We start from the raw sequence: 24,559 nt of genomic DNA on the forward strand, positions 1-24,559 counted from the left end.
GTGTGATTAGGTTATCGTTTTGATTTACATTTCCAATAAAAATACTTGCTTTACAATTTGAAATGCGAATTTATTTTTTAGATTGTAGGCGGTTTTTCATCATAAATTATAGTTTTGAACCAGGTGAACGATCAATGTTGTCTAGCATGATGCCTGTACCAATTGCAACGCAGTCCATTGGATTTTCCGCAATGAAGACTGGTACTTTTAATTCTTGCATAAGCAATTGATCAATGCCGTGAAGTAATGCACCGCCACCAGTTAAAATGACGCCTCTGTCAATAATGTCCGCAGATAGTTCTGGCGGAGTCTTTTCCAATACGTTTTTTGCTGATTGAACAATCAATGCAACGGATTCGTGCAACGCTTTTTCAATTTCAGATGAATGAATAGTAATCGTGCGGGGTAAACCTGTTACCATGTCACGGCCGCGAATTTCCATTGTTTCATCGCGACTGCCAGGAAATACAGTTCCAATGTTGATTTTAATTGCTTCTGCTGTACGTTCACCGATTAATAGTTTATATTCTTTCTTTATGTATTGTAGTATATCGTTATCAAATGTATCTCCTGCTACTTTAATAGATTCGCTTGTCACAATATCTCCCATTGAGAGTACAGCTATATCTGTTGTACCGCCGCCTATATCGACTACCATGTTACCACTTGGTTGGAAAATGTCCATGCCTGCACCAATTGCAGCCACTTTTGGTTCTTCTTCTAAATAAACTTTTTTTCCACCTGATTTTTCAGCAGCTTCACGAATTGCTTTTTGTTCAACGCTTGTGATATTTGTAGGACAGCAAATTAAAATGCGTGGTTTTGAGAAGAAGCCTTTTACGTCAAGTTTGTTGAGGAAGTGTCTTAACATTGCTTCTGTCAAGTCGAAATCTGCGATGACTCCATCTTTAAGCGGACGAATTGCAACGATATTTCCTGGAGTACGACCTACCATTTTTCTTGCTTCTTCACCAACTGCAAGCACTTTATTTGTTTTTTTGTCGATTGCTACGACAGAAGGTTCATTTAAGACAATTCCTTTACCCTTCACATAAATCAGTACGTTAGCCGTTCCTAAGTCGATCCCTATATCTTTAGAAAACATGATAATCTAATTTCTCCTTCCAAATTATTGCGACTCTAACGTTCAATATATTACACATTATCTAGAATATTTTATCATATAAAAATTCTAATTACATCTAAATTATGGGTATTTTTGACTTTTTTCAACCTTTTTCATTTTTTTGTTCATGTAAGAATCCTTTTTATTTTTTTTGGATTTTGCGATGTGTACATTCAGTATGTGAAAATGAAAAAGCATTCAGCCTGACTTTATGCAAAGCCAAACTAAATGCCTTTTCATTGTTTTTTTTGGGACTGCCACTTTCTACGTGTTGCCTCGCCCCCTCGCAAATGACGAACGGATTTGTGATAGGCTAATATTTCTCTCACTTCTTTTGCCAATTCTTCATTTACTAGTTGTAATCGTTCCGTTAAGTCTTTGTGCACCGTACTTTTTGAATATCCTGTCATTTTCGCAAGGACTCGAACCGTCTCACCCGTTTCCACAAGCAGCTTTCCCAGTCGAACGCAACGGTGCCGAATATGCTCGTGCACGTTCTCTTCCTTTCTATCGGATATAAGAAAGTGCAGTTTTACTAACAATAAACAATCTATTTCGACGTTTTTCTGATACATGTATTTCATTGACGTTTGCAATTAGCGATTTAACGTTTATTCACAATATGTATGTTTCGCATTTTTCAGAACTTTTTTTCCCAGGAAAGTACAAAAGCGCAGCCCAATAAGACGGAATTTGTCTTTCAGGCTGCGCTTTTATCCATTAGAAGTTTAAATAATTTCTTGGGTTTACATGTTTTCCATCTTCTAACACCTCAAAGTGAAGATGGATGCCGGCAGTTGGATTCCATTCGTTTTCAATCGTAGTTGCGATTGGTTGGCCTTGTTCCACTAAGTCCCCTTCTTTTACAAGGATGTCAGATACGGAACTATAGTGGGTTTCCATTCCGTTAGGGTGTGCGATGATAATTTTATTTCCAGTGAAAGAATCGAGTTTCACTTCTTTCACTTCACCGCTCATTGCAGCTAGTACTTCAAATGGCTCGTTGTTAATAGAAATTGACAATCCTGATGATGTTGAGAATGTTTGATCAAATACTAATAGTGCATTTTCACGTGTTTTTGCATCCGCATTCATGTCATAGAAGTCTTGTAATACTTTTACGTTTTCTAGTTGACTTTCATCAAAAGGATATTTTAGTGTTTCTGTTCGTGCATTTGTTTCGATGACTGGTGATTCATCTTGTACAGTTGGTTCGTTCACCATTTCATTTTCATCTTCACGAGTGAGTGCTGAATAAGTGAAAATTAGACCAATGAGTACTACTGCAATGCCCCCGTATATTGTTGGCCAAAACCATGGTTTTTGCTGCCAGTTTGTTTTTTGAGAAGTTTTATTTTGTTTGTTGTTATCTTCTCTCATTTGTTCATCACCTCTAAATGAAGGATGAACAAGTTTTGGAATTTCTAAACAATATTTTTGGAAAATTTCACTATTTTTTGCATATTATTTTTTCGCTCGTAATATTTGTTTATTAGCGTATGAATTTAGGACAATTTGTGTGTGTTGATCCCTCCAGAGTTTGATGATTGTTGAACTGCCCGTTAGTTGTTGATGTTAAATGCTTTTATTTTTTACACATCATTTTTTCAATAGTTGTGCCTTTGTAATAATGTGCAAGAATTTCATGAGCTGATCTTCCTTGTTTAGCCATCGCATCAGCTCCATACTGGCTCATACCAACACCATGTCCGTAGCCTTCTGTTGTGATTTCAATCTTGTCATTCACAACTTGTATAGTGAAATCTGTTGATCGTAAATCAAGCAATGTTCGAAAATCACGACCTGTCCATTCTTTATTGCCAGCAATTACTTTTTCTACCCTCCCAGTATTGTTTTGTTTCGTACGGATTTTTTTAATATCATCGAGCGTCATGTTGACCTTTAATAGTTTATTCCATTCTGCTAAAGTGAGCGTATTTTTCGAAACATAGTTTTCTGCATGAAAGTCCGCACTAGCCACTGATTGAAGATATGGTAAGTCGACCCCACTGTAATTTAGGGAGCTTTCTGTTCTGCCGTTACTCATTGAATGAAACATCGCAGTAATAAGTTCACCGTCATATTTCAGTACTTCTCCTCTAGTGCTTTCTACTGCTTGTCTAATTTTTTGCTCGTATTCATCAAAAGTTGATTGCCAGTTTGCTTTTCTCGTATCTTCATCATAAAATACTTGTCTTAAAACAGTCGGTTCGATTTCCGTTTGGCCATTGTTTGTTGATTTTAGCACGTAGGTTCTTGCGGCAATCGCTTGAGCTTTTAACGCTTCAGGATGAAAGTTTACCGGCATTTCCGCTGCAACCACACCAACGACATATTCTTCTAGAGGAATAGGATCCTTTTGTCCTGTAATGCGAATATAAATATTGCATTCTTCTTCTGCAACTACTAATGGCCCTGACGCTTCTTTTAAAGTTTTGTTTGAGTTTTTGAATAAAAACGGCAAGAAAAATAAAGCTAAAATAAATAGTGCAATCGAGAAAATGGGGATTAGATTTTTGTGAATTTTTAATGGTTTCATACATATTACTTATGATTTGAAATGAGGAAATATATCTTTTTTATAGAAGATTTTGGGGATAGGAATTTTCATTTGGTTGGAAGAAGTGGTATTGCTTTAAAGTTGGCGTATTTCTTAACTAATTTTTTTGTATTTAGAAAGCACATTAGGTTTATTTGGCTAGTATCTCTAATTACTTTGGAAGAGAATTTTTCGTGCGGCTATTATTTTTGCTGACTTGACTATTATTCTGTTTGATTTGGCTATTATCTTCCTAAGTTTGACTATTATCTGATTTCTCATGTAGAGATTTTTTTCGTGTGGCTATTATTTTCGTTGATTTGACTATTATCTTGTCGGGTTTGGCTATTATCTTCCCGAATTTGACTATTATCTAATGTCTCTGGAAGGAATTTTTTTCGTGTGGCTATTATTTTCGGAGACTTGACTATTATCCTATCAAGTTTGGCTATTATCTTCCCGAATTTGACTATTATCCGATGTCTCAGGAAGCGATTTTTTTCGTATGGCTATTATTTTCTTTGAGTTGACTATTATCTTGTCGGGTTTGGCTATTATCTTCCTAAGTTTGATTATTATCGGATTTCTCATGTAGAGATTTTTTTCGAATGGCTATTATTTTCGGGGACTTGACTATTATCCTATCAAGTTTGGCTATTATCTTCCTAAGTTTGACTATTATCCAATATATAAGGATTATTTTCACAAATTTAACGAATAACTCCTCCATTCACTATCTTGTCTTTCAAGAAGCAAATAACCCTTTCTGCTTATTAAATGAAAGACAAAAATAAAACGACAAAACCTCACCCACAAGATTTTGTCGTTCTTTCCACGATTGATGGGAATAAATTAAACACACATAACATATTGTGCAATAGAAAAATAGATTGCCCTTAAAATCACTTACACATTTAACGTAGTTTCCGTCGTAACAATTGGTTTCTCTTCAATTGTATTGTTAGAAACGCGTTCAATATTTGCTCCAAGTGCACGCAATTTCTTTTCGAAGTCGACATATCCCCGATCCAAATGATGCAGTTTAGTTACGCGAGTGACTCCTTCTGAAGCTAACCCAGCTAAAATCAATGCTGCAGCTGCACGCAGGTCTGTTGCTGCAACCTCTGCACCTTGCAATTTCACTGGTCCTTCGACAAACGTTGAACGGCCTTCAATTTTCAACGACGCATTCATGCGACGAAACTCTTCAACATGCATAAAGCGATTTTCAAAAACCGTTTCAGTAATGATACTCGTTCCTTGAGCTGTTAACATTAACGCCATCATTTGGGCTTGCATATCTGTAGGGAATCCTGGATATGGCATCGTTTTCACATCAACTGCTTTTAACGGTTCAGATGCACATACTCGAAGTCCATTTCCTTCTTCCGTAATCTTCACGCCCATTTCACTCATTTTTGCAATTAAAGCTGTCAAATGTTCAGGAATCACGTTTTCTATTAAAATATCACCACGAGTAATTGCTGCAGCTACCATAAAAGTCCCTGCCTCAATTCGGTCTGGTATTACATGATGAATTGTTCCGTGCAGTTCATCCACACCTTCAATGCGGATTGTGTCAGTTCCTGCTCCTGTGACACGACCGCCCATTTTGTTGATGAAATTTGCTAAATCGACAATTTCCGGTTCTTTTGCTGCATTTTCAATAATTGTTGTTCCTTCAGCTAAAGCAGCAGCCGTCATGATATTTTCTGTTGCTCCCACACTTGGAAAATCTAAATAAATATTCGCACCTTTTAAACGATTTTCCACTTTTGCTTCCACATACCCATGACCGAAGGAAATTTTTGCTCCCATGGCTTCAAAACCTTTTAAATGAAATTCAATAGGCCGGGAACCAATTGCACAACCACCAGGCATTGCAACACGAGCATATCCATTTCGAGCTAAAAGAGATCCCATCACTAAAATTGAGGCGCGCATTTTGCTAACATAGTCAAAGGGAGCTTCGCTTAACAATTTCTTTTCAGCATTTATATGAAATTCATTATTTTCAACATCATATTTTACTTCAGCATTTAAGCTTTTTAATACTTCATTTATGGTATGAACATCCGCTAAGTTCGGGACGTCTTTTATAACACTAGTATTCTTAGAAGCTAGCAACGAAGCAGTTAAAATTGGCAATACAGCATTTTTTGCCCCTTCTATTTTAACTTTTCCTTGTAATCTTCGGCCTCCTGTAACAATCATTTTATCCACAAATCGTCCCTCCGAATCCATTCTCCAATGATGTCTATCACAATCAATCAATAAAAAAACAAACCATATTCATAGTAATGCTTAAATCAAATATTTACAAGTGACTAAAAATACTAATTTCAGATATTTTTCATCATATATCTACAATTATATATTACGCACAACAAGGATTGATGGTGAATTTTTACGAAATATTAAATTTTGCTTACTTTTCCAACTTTTTATGTCATTTTTGTCTCAAAATTATCTACATGATTGCCCAGGAAATAACACGTATATGTATTGTAACGACAAAGGAGTCATAAATTGTCATTTGCCCTTACAAACCATATAAATAATAGAAGGGAACTGTTGTGCAAAATAAAAGTACATTACGAAAAAATAAACGGTAATTGTTTTGATAAACCTGTAAAATCAAGGACAAACTTTGATACACTGTATCCTAAAACAATGCTTAACAATATATACATGAGTTGAATTTGAAAAGTCTTTCCCTTTTTAAACACGACATCTAATCGAATAGATTGCAATGCATAGAATGCTATACAAATAAATAGAATATGGGAAAATAATCCAATTGCGGCTTGAATTCCAATAGTTTGATAAATATTATTCATATGCACGTCTCCTCAAACAGGATAGTCTAATTAAAATGATGTATCTTCAAAGAAGGATATAACATATTAAAAGCGGACAGTTAAACTGCCCGCTTATTCATTAAATTCTACCCTCATAAACGTTGATACGATTGATCGCACGTTTCAAAGCTAATTCTGCCCGTTTAAAATCAATGTCATCGGACTTACTTTGTAAACGTTCTTCTGCTCTTTTCTTTGCTGCTTGAGCGCGAGCAAGATCAATGTTCTCAGCAACTTCAGCTGAAGGTGCCAGAATCGAGATTTTATCTGGACGAACTTCAATAAAGCCACCGCTAACGGCTACTGCTTTTTGTGAACCGTCTGCTAACTTTAGTTTTACCGCACTGATTTCAAGCGGTGCCACTAAAGGAATATGACCTGGAAGAATACCGATATCCCCAGAAACTGTTTTAGCAATTACCATTGCGATTTCTGAATCGTATACTGGGCCGTCCGGAGTGACAATATTGACTTGAACTGTCTTCATTTTTTTTCCTCCTCCGTCCGTAACATTATACCTCTACGCCCATTGCTTTAGCTCTTTCGATTACGTCTTCAATGCTTCCTACTAAACGGAATGCATCTTCTGGTAAATGGTCATATTTACCTTCTAAGATTTCTTTGAAGCTGCGCACTGTGTCTTTTACAGGAACGTATGAACCTGGTTGACCAGTGAATTGCTCAGCAACGTGGAAGTTTTGTGATAAGAAGAATTGAATGCGACGTGCACGTTCAACTGTTTTCTTATCTTCTTCAGATAATTCATCCATACCTAAGATTGCGATGATGTCTTGTAATTCACGATAACGTTGTAATGTTTGTTGTACACCACGAGCTACTTGATAGTGTTCTTCACCAACGATTTCTGGTGATAACGCACGAGAAGTAGATGCTAGTGGGTCCACCGCAGGGTAAATACCCATCTCAGATAATTTACGTTCAAGGTTTGTTGTAGAGTCTAAGTGAGCGAATGTTGTAGCTGGAGCCGGGTCAGTATAGTCGTCGGCTGGTACATAAATCGCTTGAATAGATGTAATAGAACCTTTATTTGTAGATGTGATACGTTCTTGTAAGTTACCCATTTCTGTAGCAAGTGTTGGTTGGTAACCAACGGCTGATGGCATACGACCAAGTAGGGCTGATACTTCCGAACCTGCTTGCGTGAAGCGGAAGATGTTGTCGATGAATAAAAGTACGTCTTGACCTTGTTCATCACGGAAGTATTCTGCCATTGTTAAACCTGTTAGGGCAACGCGCATACGTGCACCAGGTGGTTCGTTCATTTGTCCGAATACCATGGCAGTTTTACTAATAACTCCGGAATCGCTCATTTCATGATATAAGTCGTTACCTTCACGAGTACGTTCACCTACACCAGCGAATACAGAGATACCACCGTGTTCTTGTGCGATGTTGTGAATTAATTCTTGGATAAGTACCGTTTTACCTACTCCGGCACCACCGAATAGACCTACTTTACCACCTTTAATATAAGGAGCTAATAAGTCAACTACTTTAATACCTGTTTCAAGAATTTCTACTTTTGTAGATAATTCTTCAAATGTTGGAGCTTCGCGGTGAATTGGATCACGACGAGCTTCTCCTGGAATATCTTCTTTTTCGTCAATTGGTTCACCAAGAACGTTGAATACGCGTCCTAGTGTTACTTCACCAACTGGAACAGAGATTGGTGCATTCGTATTTGTTACTTCCGCGCCACGTTGAAGACCGTCTGTAGAGGCCATGGCAATTGTGCGGACAGAGTCGTCACCAAGATGTAATGCTACTTCTAATGTCAAAGTAACAGTATCTTCACCAGGACGATTGATGTTAACTGTTAAAGCATCGTAGATATTTGGTAATTGTCCGTTCGGGAATTTTACGTCAACGACTGGACCCATTACCTGAAGAACATGTCCTTTGTTCATTCCTGTGTACCCTCCTATCGTACATTTATACGCAACAAGAAGCTAGCCTATTGGATGGCTTCTGCTCCACTAACAATTTCAGTAATTTCTTGTGTAATCGATGCTTGACGAGCACGGTTGTATTCAAGTGTAAGTGTTTTAATAAGTTCATTCGCATTATCTGTCGCTGTTTTCATGGCAGTCATACGTGCAGCATGTTCACTTGCTTTCGCATCAAGTAGAGCACCATAAATTAAGCTTTCAGCATATTGAGGGAGCAATACTTCTAGAATTGCTTCCGCATTTGGTTCGAATTCATACGATGCTTGAAGCCCTTCTGTTGCAGGCGCTAAATCCGTAATTGGTAATACTTTTTTCTCTGTCACTACTTGTGAAATAACGCTCACGTAGTGGTTATAGTACATATAAAGTTCATCATATGTACCATCAGCGAACATACCAACAGCTTTTCGTGCGATTTGTTTAATTTGGGAGAATGATGGTTGGTCAGGAAGGCCGACAACGCTATCAACAACATTTAAGCCACGCTTTTTAAAATAATCTGTAGGTACACGCCCTATTGATAAAATGACATACTCGTCTTTTGATTTATGACGTTCTTCTATCGTACGTGATAATTCACGAATTACGTTCGCATTATAAGCTCCAGCCAATCCACGGTCGGAACCAATAATGATATAACCCGTCTTCTTAACAGGGCGAGCTGTCAACATTGGGTGTGAGACATCTGATGCGCCGCTAGCAATCGATGCAACAACGTCTTGCACTTTTTCCATATAAGGAACGTAAGCTTTTGCATTTTCTTCCGCTTTTGATCTTTTAGAAGCGGACACCATTTGCATCGCTTTTGTAATATGTCCTGTTTTACGCGTTGAGTTGATTCGGTTTTTAATATCGCGCAAACTTCTTGCCACTGGTATTTCACCACCTTTTCATTTTAGTCATCATTCGTGCTACGAATCAGCAGAAGATCTTTCAGCAAAGCTGAAAGAATCATTCTTCTGATTTAGCAAATTGGTTTTTGAATTCTGTAAGAGCTGCTTTGAAGTCTTCGTCTGATGGTAAATCTTTTGTAGTACGAATATGTTCTAAAATGTGAGTGTGGTTTACATCTAACCAGCTGTACAACTCATTTTCGAAACGACGGATATCTTTTACTGGAATATCATCTAAGTAACCGCGAGTTAGAGCGTAAATGATTACAACTTGATATTCTACTTTAATTGGTTTGTTTAAGTCTTGTTTTAACACTTCAACTGTACGCTTACCACGTTCAAGTTTTGCAAGTGTCGCTTTATCTAAATCTGAACCGAATTGAGCGAATGCTTCAAGTTCACGGTACGCAGCTAAGTCAAGACGCAATGTACCAGCAACTTTTTTCATCGCTTTGATTTGCGCAGCACCACCTACACGGGATACGGATAAACCGGCGTTGATCGCTGGACGTACACCTGAGTGGAATAGGTCAGATTGTAAGAAAATTTGTCCGTCTGTGATTGAGATTACGTTTGTTGGGATGTAAGCAGAAATATCCCCAGCTTGTGTTTCAACGAATGGAAGAGCTGTAATAGAACCTGCACCCATTGCGTCACTTAATTTCGCAGCACGTTCTAGTAAACGGCTGTGTAAGTAGAATACGTCACCTGGGTAAGCTTCACGACCTGGTGGACGACGTAATAACAATGAAAGCTCACGGTAAGCTGCTGCTTGTTTAGAAAGATCATCGTACACAATTAAAACGTGTTTACCTTGTAACATGAAGTGCTCAGCCATTGAAACCCCAGCATATGGTGCTAAGTATAATAATGGTGCTGGTTGAGAAGCTGATGCTGTGATAACGATTGAATAATCTAACGCACCGTTTTTACGAAGCGTTTCAACAACCGTACGAACTGTAGATTCTTTCTGACCGATTGCAACGTAAATACAAATCATGTTTTGGTCAGCTTGGTTTAAGATTGTATCGATTGCGATAGATGTTTTACCTGTTTGACGGTCACCAATGATTAACTCACGTTGACCACGGCCGATTGGTACTAATGCGTCAATCGCTTTAATACCTGTTTGCAATGGTTCGTGTACAGATTTACGAGCCATAACCCCGAAAGCTGGGCTTTCGATTGGACGAGTTTTTGTTGTATTGATAGGTCCTTTTCCATCCACTGGCATACCAAGTGGGTTTACTACACGACCGATTAATTCTTCACCAACTGGAACTTCCATGATACGACCTGTGCGACGAACTGTATCGCCTTCTTTGATGCCAAGGTAGTTACCTAGAATAACGATACCGACGTTGCCTTCTTCTAGGTTTTGTGCCATACCCATTACACCATTTTCGAACTCAAGAAGTTCTCCTGCCATACAGTTGTCGAGGCCATGAGCGCGTGCGATACCGTCACCAACAGTGATTACAGTACCAACTTCATTTACTTCTAATTCAGATTGGTAGTTTTCAATCTGCTTTCTTAACAGAGCGCTGATTTCTTCAGCCTTGATGCTCATGAATGTCACCTCTCACTTTTCTATTTATTAACGACTAACGTGCGTCTGAGACTATCTAATTTATTCGCTACAGTGTTATCGAAAATCATGTTTCCAATTTGAACTCGAACTCCACCAATCACTGATGGTTCAATCACATTCGTAATGTTCAATGACTCTTTGCCAACTAATTTTGCGAAAGAAGTAGAAATGTCTTTTTTCTCTTCTTCTGTTAGTTCGCGTGTTGAGTATACTGTAGCTTCCGCAGTGCCTTGAGCGTCAGCTGCTAATGTTTTAAATGCTTCTGCAATATTCACTAATTCATTGATACGTTTTTTATCAATTAATAATTTGATTGTATTTAGTAAGATTGAATTCGCTTCCTTGAAAAGTTCGGAAACGATTTCCTTTTTTCGTTCAGAAGAAAACTTTGGATTCGTCAATAATGAAATGAAATCACGATTTGCACTTACGACTTTTGTCATTTCTTGAAGTTCTTGATTCACTTCATCGACGATATTTTGTTTTTGTGCTACAGAAAAAAGTGCTTCGGCATAGCGATTAGCTACAGTAGATTTACTCATTTCGCTTCGCCTGCCTTAGCAATCGTTTCTTTAATTAATGCACTGTTATCTTCTTCAGAAATTTCTTTTTCAAGCACTTTAGATGCTGCAAGAACTGAAAGTGAAACCACTTCTTCACGCAATGAAGCGATCGCTTTTTCTTTTTCTGTTTCGATTTCACGAACAGCAGATTCTTTTAAGCGATTTGCTTCTTGACGAGCTGTTTCAACGATTTCATCACGCTGTGCTTCAGCTTGCTTTTTCGCGCTTTCAATAATTTTTTGTGCTTCTGTGCGAGCTTCTTTTAATAATGCTTTTTGCTCTTCTAAAGCTTTTGCAGCTTCTTTGCGAGCATTTTCAGCCGCGTCGATTTCACTTGCAACTAATTCCTCACGTTGTTTCATGATGCCCATTAATGGACCCCATGCAAATTTCTTTAATAATGCCATTAATACGAGGAAGATTACTAATGTTGCAAGAATATCTCCAAGGTTAACTACTTCAGCAACATCTGAACCTAATACTAGATATTCAAAATTCACGATTGTTTCACTCCCTTCAAGAGCTTCAAATTCCATTTAGTCTGCCCTACTTCAGTTCATTTCCAATCGAAAATTTGAAGAGAGCCTTTTATTTTCAAATCTATTGTTTGTGATTTAAAATTGTTTCTAACAGTCATTTTTATAAAAAATGGTTGCAGTTAAACCTTTAAATAAAAGGAATGGCGAAGTTTCTTATACAAATCATCCTTCGCCACACGGAACCAATTATCGGTTCATTACGATGAACGCAACTACTACAGCGATGATCGGTAAGGCTTCTACTAACGCTACCCCGATGAACATTGTAGTTTGAAGAACGCCACGTGCTTCTGGTTGACGTGCAATTCCTTCTACTGTACGAGATACGATTAAACCGTTACCAATACCTGCACCTAGTGCTGCTAAACCAATTGCAATTGCTGCTGCTAATAAACCCATCTTAATATTTCCTCCTTGGAATTATTTTTTTATTTTTTTGAGATGAAATGCATAATGTGAATATTACACTATGACTTTATAAAATTAATGGTCTTCACTCACTTTGTGTGAAATATAAACCATTGTTAACATTGTAAATACGAAGGCTTGGATAAAGCCGATAAAGATTGAGAATCCTAACCATGCCATTGTTGGGATAATGGCACCGATAAAGCCGAATATTGTTGAGCTAGCTAGTCCAGCAAGTAGACCTAATAGAATCTCACCTGCATAGATGTTACCGTAAAGACGCAAACCAAGTGTTAACGTGTTTGCAAACTCTTCGATTATTTTTAATGGTAATAAGAATGCTTTTGGCTGAACAAAAGTTTTAGCATAGTGTCCTAAACCATGCAACTTAATACCATAGAATGTTGCAAGTACTGTTACCATTGATGCTAACGTTAATGTTACTACAGGATCTGCAGTTGGTGATTTCCACCATAAATCTCCATGTATATAAATACCTGAGAATGGTAGACCTAAAAGGTTCGCAACTGCAATAAACATAATAAGCGTGATTCCTAGAACGTGGAATCGACCACCTGTTTTCCAGTCCATGTTGCTTTTGATAATCCCTTTTACAAAGTCCATTACCCATTCCATGAAGTTTTGCATTCCCGTCGGCTTCAACTTTAAGTTTCTCGTTGAGATGAACGCGATTAAAAATACTATTGCTGCTGTTACTAATAACGTTAAGACAGTCGCTAAATTAAATTTGATAGGAAGGCTTCCTAAAAACAGAGTAACCTCCGGTGCTCCATGTTCCATTTCTTGCACTCACCTCACTTTCAAATGACCTATTTTCTAGTTTTGAGTAAACTGATGAAGGCCTCGATAAAGAGGAAAATATAAGGAATCATTAGCCCGATGACTGAGCTAACAACATTGAAGTATTTTGGCAACGCGATCGGTATTGCTACTGCAGCTACTGCAGAGGCAAAGCGTAAACCTGAACCAAGAGACACTGTTCGTTTTCCCTCTTGATAGGAACGGTCAAACTTGTCCATTCTTCGAACAAGAATCCAAAAGTTGTAAGTACCAAAGAGCGCACCAATCCCTATTCCCGAGAAAATTGTCGGATATGGCGTAAAAAACCATCCTATTATACATAGGGCAAGCAAAAAAAATAAAGCTTTTTTCTGCTTAATAAAAATTTGGTGCAAATCCAACATTGGTTCAATCTCCTGAATCCTATTTATTCGCCGTACCTATTGAGTTATACAAGAGTTTAGTGTCAAGTGGAAACAAATTTTACATATTTTCTCTGAGGGCAAAATTTTTTACCGCTATGTATTTTTCCCTTTTTATTGCTCTTGTATTCAGACTCTTCCAACGTTGCAAAATTTCATTCTTCGTTTCCACTGTTTGCATAGTAGAAACTTGATATTACAAGGGTTTGAAAATCATTTTGTAATAGAATCCCCTTAATATTCATACACTTTGTAAGCATACAATAGGGGCTTTTTGATGTCAATTAGTTTTAGTGAAAAACTTCACAGTGAACTTACTTTGTCAAAATATTGACAAATTTCCAACAGAGAATCTATTTTAGACGATTTTTATTGTTACAAAATTTAATTTTCACAATATTTTCTACTTATTTAATAGAATCTAATTTCATGTAAAATTATTGTTTCTTCTCATGGAAATATGTTAATAGCGCATCAACAATTCGACGAGATGCGAAGCCGTCACCATATGGATTGGATGCTTTCGCCATTTTCTCATATGCATTTTGATCTTCTAACAATTCCTTCGCTAAATGATAGATAGTTTCTTCATTTGTTCCAGCAAGTTTTAATGTCCCCGCTTCAATACCTTCTGGACGCTCTGTTGTATCACGCAATACTAGTACAGGTTTTCCTAATGATGGTGCTTCTTCTTGCACGCCTCCTGAATCCGTTAAAATCATATACGAGCGGGCAGCAAAATTATGGAAGTCAAATACTTCAAGCGGTTCGATTAAATGAATTCTCGGATCATCACCTAAAATTTCATTTGCTACTTCTCTTACAGCTGGATTTAAATGAACCGGATAAACTACTTGCACATCTTCATGTTCTTGAAGCAAGCGTTTGATTGCTCGGAACATGTGACGCATCGGTTCTCCTAAATTTTCACGTCGATGTGCTGTTAAGAGAATCATGCGATCGTTTCCGATTTTATCTAAAATCGGATGTGTATAGTGTTCTTTCACCGTTGTTTTTAATGCATCAATAGCTGTGTTGCCTGTGACAAAAATCGTGTCGGGATTTTTGTTTTCTTTTAGCAAGTTTTGTCTAGATTGTTCAGTCGGTGCAAAATGCAAGTCGGCCATGATGCCAGTAAGTTGTCTGTTCATTTCTTCTGGATACGGTGAATATTTATTGTGAGTTCTTAATCCTGCTTCAACATGTCCAATTGCAATTTGGTTATAAAAGGCAGCAAGGCTACCTACGAAAGTTGTTGTTGTATCACCATGAACTAAAACGATGTCTGGTTTTGCTTCCTTCATGACTTGATCTAAACCTTGAAGAGCATTCACCGTCACATCGATTAACGTTTGTCGATCTTTCATGATATTCAAATCGTAGTCAGGTGTAATATCGAAAGTTTCAAGCACTTGATCAAGCATTTGTCGATGCTGTGCCGTTACTGTGACAATTGATTCGATTTCATCTTGATATTTTTTTAGCTCCAACACGACCGGTGCCATTTTGATTGCTTCAGGCCTAGTACCGAAGATGGTCATTACTTTAATTTTATTTGTCAACGGATGATACTCCCTTCTGATTGTGCAAAATTTGCAGAAAACGCCCTTCATTTTGAAGGACGCATCTATTTTCTATTTATTTCGTACCGAATAGACGGTCACCCGCGTCACCTAAACCAGGAACAATGTAGCCATGTTCATTCAATTTTTCATCTAAAGCTGCAATGAAGATGTCTACATCCGGATGAGCTTCTTGTAATACTTGTACTCCTTCCGGTGCTGCAATTAAACACATAAACTTAATGTTTACTGCTCCTCGCTTTTTCAACGCGTTAATCGCTTCTACAGCAGAACCACCAGTTGCAAGCATTGGGTCTACTACGATAAATTCACGTTCTTTTACATCTTGAGGAAGTTTTACATAGTACTCAACTGGTTTTAACGTTTCAGGATCACGGTATAATCCGATATGACCAACTTTGGCTGCAGGAATTAATTTTAATACTCCGTCAACCATTCCGATTCCCGCACGCAAAATCGGAACAAGAGCGATTTTCTTACCTGCAAGTACTTTTGTTTTTGCTCTTGTAATCGGTGTATCGATTTCAATTTCTTCTAATGGTAAATCGCGAGTGATTTCGAATGCCATTAATGTTGCTACTTCATCAACAAGTTCACGAAATTCTTTCGTACCAGTGTTTTTATCGCGAATATACGTTAACTTATGTTGGATTAGTGGATGATCAAATACATATACTCTACTCATGTAGTTCGCTCCTAACTTCTGAAAAGATTAAATTTTTATCGTCTATACGGACTAAAGGTGGATTTTATTGTTCCACATTATCCAAATCAGTATAACAAAAAACATTTCATTAGAAAACAAATAATCGATGCATTTACATAGTTGTCAATTTCTTTTAAAAGTCGAAAATGTTTTGGAAGTTTATTTATGTCCTATGTAATTTTCGCAGGTTTTCAAGTGAATTATTACAGTATTCTGTGCGATGAAGTCTGTTCCTACAAGGAATTGGGACGTGGATTTTATTGATGGCTGCTAGGGTGGTGACTATTATCCCTTCTTTTTGGAGCGATTTTTTCCATTGGCTATTAAGTTTAAAGGTTTGGCTATTATCTCCCTCTGGTTGGCTATTATGCTTTTGATTTTGACTATTATCCATTTATTCAAGTAGTTATTTTTTCCCTTTGGCTATTATGTTTACAGGGTTGACTATTATCTCCCTCTGGGTGGCTATTATGCTTTAAATTTTGACTAGTATCCGTTCATTCGAAAAGTCATTTTTCCCCTTTGGCTATTATGTGCACAGGGTTGACTATTATCTTCCTCTGGTTGGCTATTATGCTTTAAATTTTGACTATTATCTCTTCATTCGAAAAGTCATTTTTCCCTTTAGCTCTTATTTTGTAAAAAGCCGTTTCTGGATTAGCTATTCTCCACTCCCTCATAAAAAAATCCCGCTCAAACAGCTTGAGCGGGCATAAGAGGAATTATTCCCCTACTACTAAGTCTTCATAAATAGGATATTTATCTGTTAAAGCTTTAACACGTGCAAGTGCTTCCTCTTTTACAGCTTCATCTTCAGGGTTTTTCAATACTTTCGCGATGATTAAACCAACTTCTTTTGTGTCTTCTTCTTTAAAGCCACGTGTTGTAATTGCAGGCGTACCGATGCGAATACCAGAAGTAACGAATGGTTTTTCTTCATCGAATGGAATAGAGTTTTTATTTACTGTAATTTTTACTTCATCTAATAATTTTTCAGCTACTTTACCAGTTAGACCTACGGATTTAACATTTACAAGCAATAAGTGGTTGTCTGTTCCGCCTGAAACAATTTGTAATCCTTCAGAAATTAAAGTTTCCGCAAGAACTTGAGCATTTTTCTTAATTTGTTTTGCATATTCTTTGAATTCTGGTTTTAACGCTTCTCCAAATGCAACCGCTTTTGCAGCAATAACATGCATTAATGGTCCACCTTGAATTCCAGGGAATACTGCTTTATCGATTTTCTTTGCTAATTCTTCATCGTTTGTAAGTATTAACCCGCCGCGAGGACCACGTAACGTTTTATGCGTTGTTGTAGTTGTGAAGTGAGCATATGGTACAGGAGACGGATGTTCACCAGCAGCAACAAGGCCAGCGATGTGAGCCATATCCACCATGAAATAAGCGCCAACTTCATCCGCAATCTCGCGGAATTTTTTGAAATCAATTTCTCTTGGATATGCTGAAGCTCCCGCAACAATCAATTTTGGTTTATGTTCTAATGCTTTTGCACGAACATCATCATAATCAATCACATTTGTATCTTTTGTTACGCCGTATTCAACGAAATTGTATTGAACACCAGAGAAGTTTACTGGTGAACCGTGTGTTAAGTGACCACCATGAGATAAATTCATCCCTAATACTGTATCGCCAGGTTGTAAAATTGTATAATACACCGCCATGTTTGCTTGAGCGCCAGAGTGTGGTTGAACATTGGCAAATTTTGCACCGAATAGTTCTTTGGCACGCTCGCGAGCGATCTCTTCTACTACATCCACATGTTCGCATCCACCGTAATAACGTTTACCTGGATAACCTTCTGCATATTTGTTTGTTAACACTGAACCTTGTGCTTCCATTACGGCTTCAGTCACGATATTTTCAGATGCAATTAATTCAATGTTTTCTTGTTGACGTTTCTTTTCATTTAAAATTGCTTCTAAAACTGCCTTGTCCTGTGCTGCTAGTTTTTCGTAAGCCATCAAAGATCCCCCTATTGTTATGTTTTTAAAATTAAGTGGGAAAAGGTTCCACTTATTATGCAACTAGTTTAAATAGAAGTTTTCCAACTGCTCGAAACTTTAAATTATTTTAACTATTCTTTCTGATTTAAATATAAAACAAATCACAGTTATTTTCACTATTATATAGGTACATTGAGTTATCGAAAATTATTAAAAAATCTATCAATTAAAATGATCAATGGCATGTTCTTCCTTCTTGCCGTTCATAAACTGCACGGCTACCACCGATGAGCTTTGGCCGAGTTTTTGCCGTAGTAACAATCGCTTCTCCGATTTGACGTACCGATGTGCGAACAGGAACGACTACTTCTTTTAAATGCATGCCAATGAAAGTTTGTCCTATGTCTATTCCTGCATGCGCGCGAACATGTTCTACGACAACTGGATTGTTCATTTTCGTATAAGCGTATGCACTCATCGATCCTCCAGCAGTTGCAACAGGAATTACAGAGACTGGCTCTAGGCCATACTTCACCGCCGCTTCGTGTTCTAATGTTAATGCGCGGTTAATGTGCTCACATCCTTGAAAAACAAGATAAATATGATGTTTCTTCGCAAATTCATCCAATGCTTCATATAGCACTTGAGCAATTTCCATAGAGCCAGCAGTTCCTATTTTAGAACCTTTTACTTCTGATGTAGAGCAACCTACGACAAATAACTGTCCAGGCATCATTTCAACTTGCACTTCAAACTCTTTCAATAGCTGTATTATTTGATTCCGAATGGTTTCTAGAGCCATTTGACGACTCACCCTTCAAGTTCAGTAATTTTATTTACACGACGTTCATGACGACCGCCTTCAAAATCAGTATTCAACCATGTTTTTACGATTTCCCGCGCAAGACCTGGACCAATGACTCTTTCTCCCATTGCAAGTACATTTGAGTCATTGTGACATCTCGTAGCTTTGGCACTAAATACATCGTGAACTAGTGCGCATCGAACACCTTTTACTTTATTGGCAACGATGGACATACCAATTCCCGTTCCACAAATTAAAATACCTCGGTCGTACTTTCCGCTTGCTACTCCTTCCGCCACTGGAAGAGCATAGTCTGGATAATCAACCGATTCAGATATTTTTGGACCAAAATCTTCATATTCAATATTCATCTCGTCTAACAGATCCATGATTTCTTTGCGTAAATTCATACCACCATGGTCTGATGAAATTGCTACTTTCACCTGTTTACCTCCTAAAGCTTATTTACCAACAGTGTACCACTAATTATAAAAGATTAACACGGATTTTCACATCCTTTTCAGCCTATTTTTTATGAAAATACGAATATTTTTTCACCAAACATAAAAAATTGTTCATTTTTCATACAAAATCTTATCAAATTTCCCTTTTTTCTTTAAATTATTCGGAAATTTTCTTTATACCAAATAGTTCTTAAATCCTTTCACCTATCGTACTATTTCCATATACAGGATCGATAATTCTTGATTTTTCCACTTTTACTGTAATATGACGTTCATATCTTCCATTTTATTGGAAGAAAATATAAAACTTAAAGGGGGATTTGTTGTTAATGATAGCTGGGGGAAAGTGGTTTGTAGGGGTTTTATTTGCTGCACTTCTCGTTACAGGCTGTAGCGGAGGAAATTCAAAATCAGAGGAAAATAGCAACAAATTAAGTGAAACAACCGAAGAAAATTCTATTGTTGTACTTGCTGACACAATTAATTCTCACCTACAGGCTGATGCAGTTTGTGTAGTAGATAGCCGATTTGAACGAGGACATACGATTGTATTCCGTGCAAATGTTGTTGACCAAACTACCAATGAAACAGTAGAAAACGCGAAAGTCAAAGTGGTTTTAGCAACTGGGGATGAGTACGAAATGAAGCTTGGACCGCACGGACAAGAAGGAACTCTCCTTTATACAGTAAGTTGGACAGTACCAGATGACTTCCCTACTGGAACTTTAGATTACAAGATTGTTGCGGAAGTGGACGGAAAAGAATTTTTCTATGAACCATTCAATGTTTCATTATCTAAATTAACGATTCTTGAAAAGGGTGAGGAAGCGAGAATGTTATTGGAGACACAAACACCAGAAGAAGATTCATCTGAAGAAACGGCACCTTCTGAAGGTGAGGAATCTGCTTCATGATGAATAGAAATCGGTTCATCACACTACTATTATTGATCGCAATCATGGCAGGCTGTACTGTTACTAGTCAAGAATCTGAAAAAACAAATGATGAAGCTAGAAATGAGTCTGAACAAAATGCTTCCGAACAAAAAGATATGAATTTAATAGGAAAAGTGTCATTAAGTCAAAATAGCGGCCGTATTGGAGATGAAGTTACTCTTACCGTTGAATCATTAAAGCCTGATACACCATTAAAAGTCGTATGGGTAGATATGATTGGTTCATATCAGATAGAAGATAATTATTCTTTTATCGGAGCCGCTTATGAACCGGTGGAAAAAATTGTATCAGAAGGAACAACCGATACTTCTGGTCAATGGAAAGGAACTTTTTCTATTCCAAATGGATTTGGCGATGACCACGATATTCTCATCTATCAAGAAGATGAAGTTGTCGCAAAAGCCAATTTCTTTGTTGAAACGGTGTTTACGATGAGCCCAACTTCTGGCCCTCCTGGAACGGAAGTGATTATAAAAGGAGAAGGCTTAAGTTGGAAAATGTTCGGTAGTTTATGGCACGTAAACTGGGATAATAAGTATACAGGTATGATTACAGCGATTACAACTAACGGTAAAGCGGAAGCCGTATTCCGAGCTACAGGGAAAAAGGGGCTTCACAGCATCACAGTTGAAAGCGGAGCAAGTGGATTCCCTTATTTGAGCCGAAGCAGTTCCGCCATTAACTATATCGATACCCATTATTTCACTTTTGAAATTACAGACGATAAACCAATTACAACTGAGTCTTATGTGGAAGAGGCTCCAAAAGCAGCAGATGGCGGAATCAAGATGCCTACACCGAAAAATAAAGATGGCGTGACAGTAACACTGAATCATTCTGAAGGTACAGTAGGCGAACCTGTTGTATTAACTGCTTCTGGATTACCAAAAAATGAAAAAGTGAAGTTTGATTGGCATACAATGGTCGGTACTCGTGTTACGGCAGAGGGATATGGCCCAGAAATTTTTGACTTGGGAGAAGCAACGACTGATGACAAAGGAACTGTAACTTATGAATTTGCAATTCCTGATGATTTAGGTGGGCTTCCGCATTTAATAGATGTCAAAGTGGGAGATGAAGTCTACGGTCAAACATATTTAAGAATTTTACCTTCCCTTGTGTCAGTTTCTCCTTCATCCGGACCCGTTGGCACTGAGTTTGTGATAACAATCAAAGGTTCTGGTTGGACTGAATTCGATAATGCATTAGCGGTTTTATATAACAACAGTTATGTTGGATATATTTGTGGATTTAATACGCAAGGTACAGTGAAAGTAAAATTAGTTGCAACTGGTGATCCAGGGTATCAATTCATCGATATCTATCCATCCATTTATAAAGGACAACAAACGCAACCGACATATTATTTAAGACCGATGTTAACCTATCGAGATGATCATCCAGGCACGGGTATTCCAGCAATTCGAGCGATGTTTGAGATCACAGAATGATCTTTGTATGGCACGCATAGCTATGATGAAAAGAGCTGTTTAGGAAGTAAAAACCCTTTCTAAACAGCCTTTAATTTTTGATTGGCGGTGGATTAGTTCTTTAATTTCTCAGGTACGCTTCCATTTTATTTCACTATGGCGTATATCCCACGCTACATAAGCCCACATTTTGAACTCATGAATTAATTTCGGCAAATTCACTCCCAAAATAAAAAACCCGAACGTCATCATTTTCCGTTCGAGCTTTGTGTCAAATGCTTGTCCTACTTTAATGTCAATAAATATTCGGCTACTTCCTCTTCCTTGCCGTTTGCAGTACCAGGTGGCATTGATTTTCGGCCTTTTATCAAAATTTCAATAATCTGATCTTTTGATAATGATAGATTATGTAAACTCGGACCAAGATCACCTGATAAATCAATTCCGTGGCAACCGGTACAACTTGAATTTACAATCTTTTCTCCCTCAGCAGCAAGTGCTTCATTAATTGTTTCTTCTGATGCTGCTTCAGTTGATTCATCATGAACGCCACTGCATGCGCTGAGTCCCAAGATTAATCCAATACTTATGATGAAAACCCCTTTGCATCGTTTCAAAACTATATCCCCCTAGAAAGTTCCTTTAAACATATCCCCAGTTTCATAGAAATTAGTTTGAACGATCGAATTGTTGAATGAATCTGTATAATTGCTCAGACTGTTGTTTTAATTCTTGGGAAAGTTTTTCTACTTGCTCTAAACTTACAGCTTGTTCATCTGTTGAACCTTTCACTTCTGTAGCACCAGCAGATGTTTCTTCTGCAATCGCTGCAACTTCTTGGGATTGACGAGCAGTCGTTTCAATATTTTCCATTTGTTTCTCAATTAATTGTGAAATTTGAATAACAGCATCTGCCATTTCGCGTACGCTAGTTGACATTTGCTCAACAATCGCTGTTGCTTCTGTAATTTTCGTTGATTCTTTTTTCGCGAATGATACTTGTTCATTCATTTGTCTTACAACGACATGCACGTTTTCTTGCATAGTTTTAATTAAATCTGCAATTCCTTGTACTGCCTTCGCACTTTCATCTGCAAGATTACGCACTTCTTCAGCTACAACAGCAAAACCTTTTCCATGCTCACCAGCTCTCGCTGCCTCAATTGATGCATTCAGTGCAAGCAAGTTTGTTTGTGCTGCAATGTCACCAACAAGACTAATGATGTTCCCAATTTGCTCAGCATTTTTTTCCAATTGATGAATGCTCTCAAGTGCTTTTTCATTTCCTAACGTAATTTTTTGAATGCTTTCAATCAAGTTGTTAAAAGCACTCGAAGTAATTTTTAAGTTTTCGATAATTTGCAAAGATTCTTCTCTTGAGTTCAATGCTTTTCGATTTACTTCCGAAGCCAATTGTCTCACATCTTCAATGGCTTCAACTGTTTCTTGAACCGCAATTGCAGAAGCTTCTGCCCCCGCTGAAATTTGTCCAACGGTTTCAGCAATACCCTCTGCTTTTCTTGTAGCTCTCGTTGTTTGCTCGGATAGTTCAATAATGGTTTCATTCGTTTTTTGGAAGTTTACATCAATGCTTTCAACCATTTGACGTAAATTTTGCAACATCAGTTGGAAAGCTTCTGCCACTGAACGAATTTCGTCATGAGTTTTTGGCATTTCCACATCTTGCCCAATTTTACCTTCCGCTACTCTCGTTGCTGTTTTCTCAAGTTTTTCAAGCGGTTTCGTCAATACAACGCTACATACGGCAGCTAAAATACATGACCAAGTAATACCTAGTAAGTATGTAATAATCTCAAAGATAAGTTTGTTTGAAAATATGCTAAATTGCGAGAAAAAGTAAGGATGTAAAAAGCGGATGAATACAAAGCTTGTTGAATAAGTGACAATGGCTAAAACTCCAACAAATAGAACAAGCTTCCAGCGAATACTAAATGTTTTCTTCATCTTCTTTACCACCTCCAGTTATTTTGTTCACTAATTCCTCAATGAGTCTATTTAATTCTTCATATGTGTTTTTATATGTGTTCAAATCACCACCATAAGGATCGGATACATCCAAAGAACTATATGGTGTTACATATTCTTTAAGAGTATAAGTTTTTCCTCTTGCTTGTTCATAAAATTGTAGAATCATATCGCGGTGAGCGGCTGTCATCGTTAAAATTAAATCTGCCCATGCAATATCTTCTTCATTTACTTGTCTTGTTGTGTGATGAAATTGAATATTTTCTTGCTCTAAAACGCTTTTAGAATGTTCTGATATCTTCCCTCCTTCTAGTGCGTATATCCCTGCTGACTTCACTTGGATGCCATCGATATTTTTGTGCTTTAAGATGGCTTCTGCCATCGGACTTCTACATGTATTTCCTGTACAAACAAAATAAATATTCATGGTACCCTCTCACTCTTCCTTATTACTGATCCCATAATGTATATACACTTATTGTAATCAAAGATAAGCCCGCAATCCATTTAAATGGCGTACCTTTAAATAAAATGCCAGCTTTTGCTATATGTAATGCTATATATGATAGGATAAAAGTCCATATTCCTGCACTTAGTATAAAGTAATACTTTTGTAAGTTAAGCATACCAAAAGAAATGCTCACTGAAAAGGTGTCTAAACTTGCTGTAATGGCTAATAATCCAATCGGAAGAGTGCGATGTCCATTTTTTGAGGATAAAATAATTTGTAATCCGATAAAAAATAAAAGAATGCTAGATACAATATTGGACCATTGCATAAAAATCTGAAGCATCCAATTTCCTAAAGTAAATCCGATGACTGGAAAAATCATATGAAGAATGGCTGTCCACATAGAAAGTAAAAAACGGCTTTTTACATCTGTAATTAATAAATAGAGTGCTACCACATCAAGTGAAACAATAAGACCCGAAAAAATTTCTTGCAATC

General features: G+C 37.4%; 26 protein-coding genes. 2 read left to right on the plus strand and 24 right to left on the minus strand.

Annotated elements, in window-relative coordinates; all coding sequences use genetic code 11:
• Positions 1 to 106: 106 nt before the first annotated feature.
• From NSQ18_RS04565 to rpiB, 20 genes are all read right to left on the minus strand, one after another.
• A complete protein-coding gene (locus NSQ18_RS04565; protein ID WP_016839307.1) occupies positions 107 to 1,105 on the minus strand; it encodes a rod shape-determining protein in 999 nt (332 codons plus the stop codon).
• Positions 1,106 to 1,362: 257 nt separating this feature from the next.
• Positions 1,363 to 1,620 carry a sporulation transcriptional regulator SpoIIID gene (locus tag NSQ18_RS04570; protein ID WP_016839306.1) on the minus strand — a complete coding sequence of 86 codons (258 nt, stop codon included), beginning with the start codon at positions 1,618 to 1,620 and terminating at the stop codon, positions 1,363 to 1,365.
• Between the two features lie 226 nt (positions 1,621 to 1,846).
• Positions 1,847 to 2,506 carry a M23 family metallopeptidase gene (locus tag NSQ18_RS04575; RefSeq protein ID WP_339289202.1) on the minus strand — a complete coding sequence of 220 codons (660 nt, stop codon included), beginning with the start codon at positions 2,504 to 2,506 and terminating at the stop codon, positions 1,847 to 1,849.
• Positions 2,507 to 2,711: 205 nt separating this feature from the next.
• Positions 2,712 to 3,665, minus strand: coding sequence for a stage II sporulation protein D (gene spoIID / locus NSQ18_RS04580; RefSeq protein WP_339289203.1), 954 nt, complete (start codon positions 3,663 to 3,665; stop codon positions 2,712 to 2,714).
• Positions 3,666 to 4,571: 906 nt separating this feature from the next.
• The gene (murA, locus tag NSQ18_RS04585) at positions 4,572 to 5,888 is read right to left on the minus strand and encodes a UDP-N-acetylglucosamine 1-carboxyvinyltransferase (protein WP_339289206.1); all 1,317 of its coding nucleotides are present in this window, start codon (positions 5,886 to 5,888) and stop codon (positions 4,572 to 4,574) included.
• Between the two features lie 371 nt (positions 5,889 to 6,259).
• The gene (locus tag NSQ18_RS04590; protein ID WP_016837232.1) at positions 6,260 to 6,505 is read right to left on the minus strand and encodes a DUF1146 family protein; all 246 of its coding nucleotides are present in this window, start codon (positions 6,503 to 6,505) and stop codon (positions 6,260 to 6,262) included.
• Positions 6,506 to 6,605: 100 nt separating this feature from the next.
• On the minus strand, positions 6,606 to 7,013 hold the full coding sequence (locus NSQ18_RS04595) for a F0F1 ATP synthase subunit epsilon (RefSeq protein WP_016837233.1): 408 nt from the start codon (positions 7,011 to 7,013) through the stop codon (positions 6,606 to 6,608).
• Between the two features lie 25 nt (positions 7,014 to 7,038).
• Positions 7,039 to 8,454 (minus strand): F0F1 ATP synthase subunit beta, encoded by a 1,416-nt coding sequence (atpD, locus tag NSQ18_RS04600; protein ID WP_096550335.1) that lies wholly within the window; start codon positions 8,452 to 8,454, stop codon positions 7,039 to 7,041.
• Positions 8,455 to 8,501: 47 nt separating this feature from the next.
• Complete coding sequence (gene atpG / locus NSQ18_RS04605) at positions 8,502 to 9,368, minus strand: ATP synthase F1 subunit gamma (protein WP_016837235.1); 867 nt, start codon at positions 9,366 to 9,368, stop codon at positions 8,502 to 8,504.
• Positions 9,369 to 9,447: 79 nt separating this feature from the next.
• Positions 9,448 to 10,959, minus strand: coding sequence for a F0F1 ATP synthase subunit alpha (atpA, locus tag NSQ18_RS04610; RefSeq protein ID WP_016837236.1), 1,512 nt, complete (start codon positions 10,957 to 10,959; stop codon positions 9,448 to 9,450).
• A gap of 20 nt (positions 10,960 to 10,979) precedes the next feature.
• Entirely contained in the window at positions 10,980 to 11,522 is a 543-nt protein-coding gene (locus NSQ18_RS04615; RefSeq protein ID WP_016837237.1) for a F0F1 ATP synthase subunit delta, read from the minus strand.
• Positions 11,519 to 12,043, minus strand: a complete 525-nt coding sequence (gene atpF / locus NSQ18_RS04620; protein ID WP_026018982.1) for a F0F1 ATP synthase subunit B — start codon at positions 12,041 to 12,043, stop codon at positions 11,519 to 11,521. Before atpF ends, NSQ18_RS04615 begins: the two co-directional genes overlap by 4 nt.
• 225 nt (positions 12,044 to 12,268) lie before the next feature.
• Complete coding sequence (gene atpE, locus NSQ18_RS04625; RefSeq protein WP_016837239.1) at positions 12,269 to 12,481, minus strand: F0F1 ATP synthase subunit C; 213 nt, start codon at positions 12,479 to 12,481, stop codon at positions 12,269 to 12,271.
• A gap of 84 nt (positions 12,482 to 12,565) precedes the next feature.
• Positions 12,566 to 13,291: a F0F1 ATP synthase subunit A gene (gene atpB, locus NSQ18_RS04630; RefSeq protein WP_016837240.1), complete on the minus strand. Its 726-nt coding sequence runs from the start codon at positions 13,289 to 13,291 to the stop codon at positions 12,566 to 12,568.
• A gap of 29 nt (positions 13,292 to 13,320) precedes the next feature.
• Complete coding sequence (locus NSQ18_RS04635; RefSeq protein WP_016837241.1) at positions 13,321 to 13,695, minus strand: ATP synthase subunit I; 375 nt, start codon at positions 13,693 to 13,695, stop codon at positions 13,321 to 13,323.
• Positions 13,696 to 14,150: 455 nt separating this feature from the next.
• The gene (gene wecB, locus NSQ18_RS04640) at positions 14,151 to 15,275 is read right to left on the minus strand and encodes a UDP-N-acetylglucosamine 2-epimerase (non-hydrolyzing) (RefSeq protein ID WP_339289212.1); all 1,125 of its coding nucleotides are present in this window, start codon (positions 15,273 to 15,275) and stop codon (positions 14,151 to 14,153) included.
• Between the two features lie 76 nt (positions 15,276 to 15,351).
• Entirely contained in the window at positions 15,352 to 15,981 is a 630-nt protein-coding gene (upp, locus tag NSQ18_RS04645; RefSeq protein WP_016837243.1) for a uracil phosphoribosyltransferase, read from the minus strand.
• 743 nt (positions 15,982 to 16,724) lie between these two features.
• A complete protein-coding gene (gene glyA, locus NSQ18_RS04650) occupies positions 16,725 to 17,987 on the minus strand; it encodes a serine hydroxymethyltransferase (protein WP_016837245.1) in 1,263 nt (420 codons plus the stop codon).
• A gap of 217 nt (positions 17,988 to 18,204) precedes the next feature.
• Positions 18,205 to 18,771 carry a TIGR01440 family protein gene (locus NSQ18_RS04655; protein WP_016837246.1) on the minus strand — a complete coding sequence of 189 codons (567 nt, stop codon included), beginning with the start codon at positions 18,769 to 18,771 and terminating at the stop codon, positions 18,205 to 18,207.
• A gap of 8 nt (positions 18,772 to 18,779) precedes the next feature.
• Entirely contained in the window at positions 18,780 to 19,217 is a 438-nt protein-coding gene (gene rpiB / locus NSQ18_RS04660) for a ribose 5-phosphate isomerase B (protein WP_016837247.1), read from the minus strand.
• Between the two features lie 344 nt (positions 19,218 to 19,561).
• Here rpiB and NSQ18_RS04665 point away from each other — a divergent pair, with 344 nt between their 5' ends.
• The gene (locus NSQ18_RS04665) at positions 19,562 to 20,152 is read left to right on the plus strand and encodes a hypothetical protein (RefSeq protein ID WP_339289216.1); all 591 of its coding nucleotides are present in this window, start codon (positions 19,562 to 19,564) and stop codon (positions 20,150 to 20,152) included.
• Complete coding sequence (locus NSQ18_RS04670) at positions 20,149 to 21,645, plus strand: IPT/TIG domain-containing protein (protein ID WP_339289218.1); 1,497 nt, start codon at positions 20,149 to 20,151, stop codon at positions 21,643 to 21,645. Before NSQ18_RS04665 ends, NSQ18_RS04670 begins: the two co-directional genes overlap by 4 nt.
• 263 nt (positions 21,646 to 21,908) lie before the next feature.
• Here the strand turns inward: NSQ18_RS04670 and NSQ18_RS04675 are convergent, their stop codons facing one another.
• From NSQ18_RS04675 to NSQ18_RS04690, 4 genes are read right to left on the minus strand one after another with little or no spacing between them, the layout of a single operon-like run.
• Positions 21,909 to 22,241, minus strand: coding sequence for a cytochrome c (locus tag NSQ18_RS04675; RefSeq protein WP_016837250.1), 333 nt, complete (start codon positions 22,239 to 22,241; stop codon positions 21,909 to 21,911).
• A gap of 52 nt (positions 22,242 to 22,293) precedes the next feature.
• Positions 22,294 to 23,589 (minus strand): methyl-accepting chemotaxis protein, encoded by a 1,296-nt coding sequence (locus NSQ18_RS04680; protein WP_016837251.1) that lies wholly within the window; start codon positions 23,587 to 23,589, stop codon positions 22,294 to 22,296.
• Positions 23,573 to 24,037, minus strand: a complete 465-nt coding sequence (locus NSQ18_RS04685) for a low molecular weight protein arginine phosphatase (RefSeq protein ID WP_016837252.1) — start codon at positions 24,035 to 24,037, stop codon at positions 23,573 to 23,575. The genes NSQ18_RS04680 and NSQ18_RS04685 overlap by 17 nt, the downstream gene beginning before the upstream one ends.
• A gap of 22 nt (positions 24,038 to 24,059) precedes the next feature.
• The gene (locus NSQ18_RS04690) at positions 24,060 to 24,557 is read right to left on the minus strand and encodes a manganese efflux pump (protein WP_016837253.1); all 498 of its coding nucleotides are present in this window, start codon (positions 24,555 to 24,557) and stop codon (positions 24,060 to 24,062) included.
• Positions 24,558 to 24,559 lie beyond the last annotated feature (2 nt).

This window comes from Ureibacillus sp. FSL K6-0786, from assembly GCF_037965165.1.
Lineage (GTDB): Bacteria > Bacillota > Bacilli > Bacillales_A > Planococcaceae > Ureibacillus > Ureibacillus thermosphaericus.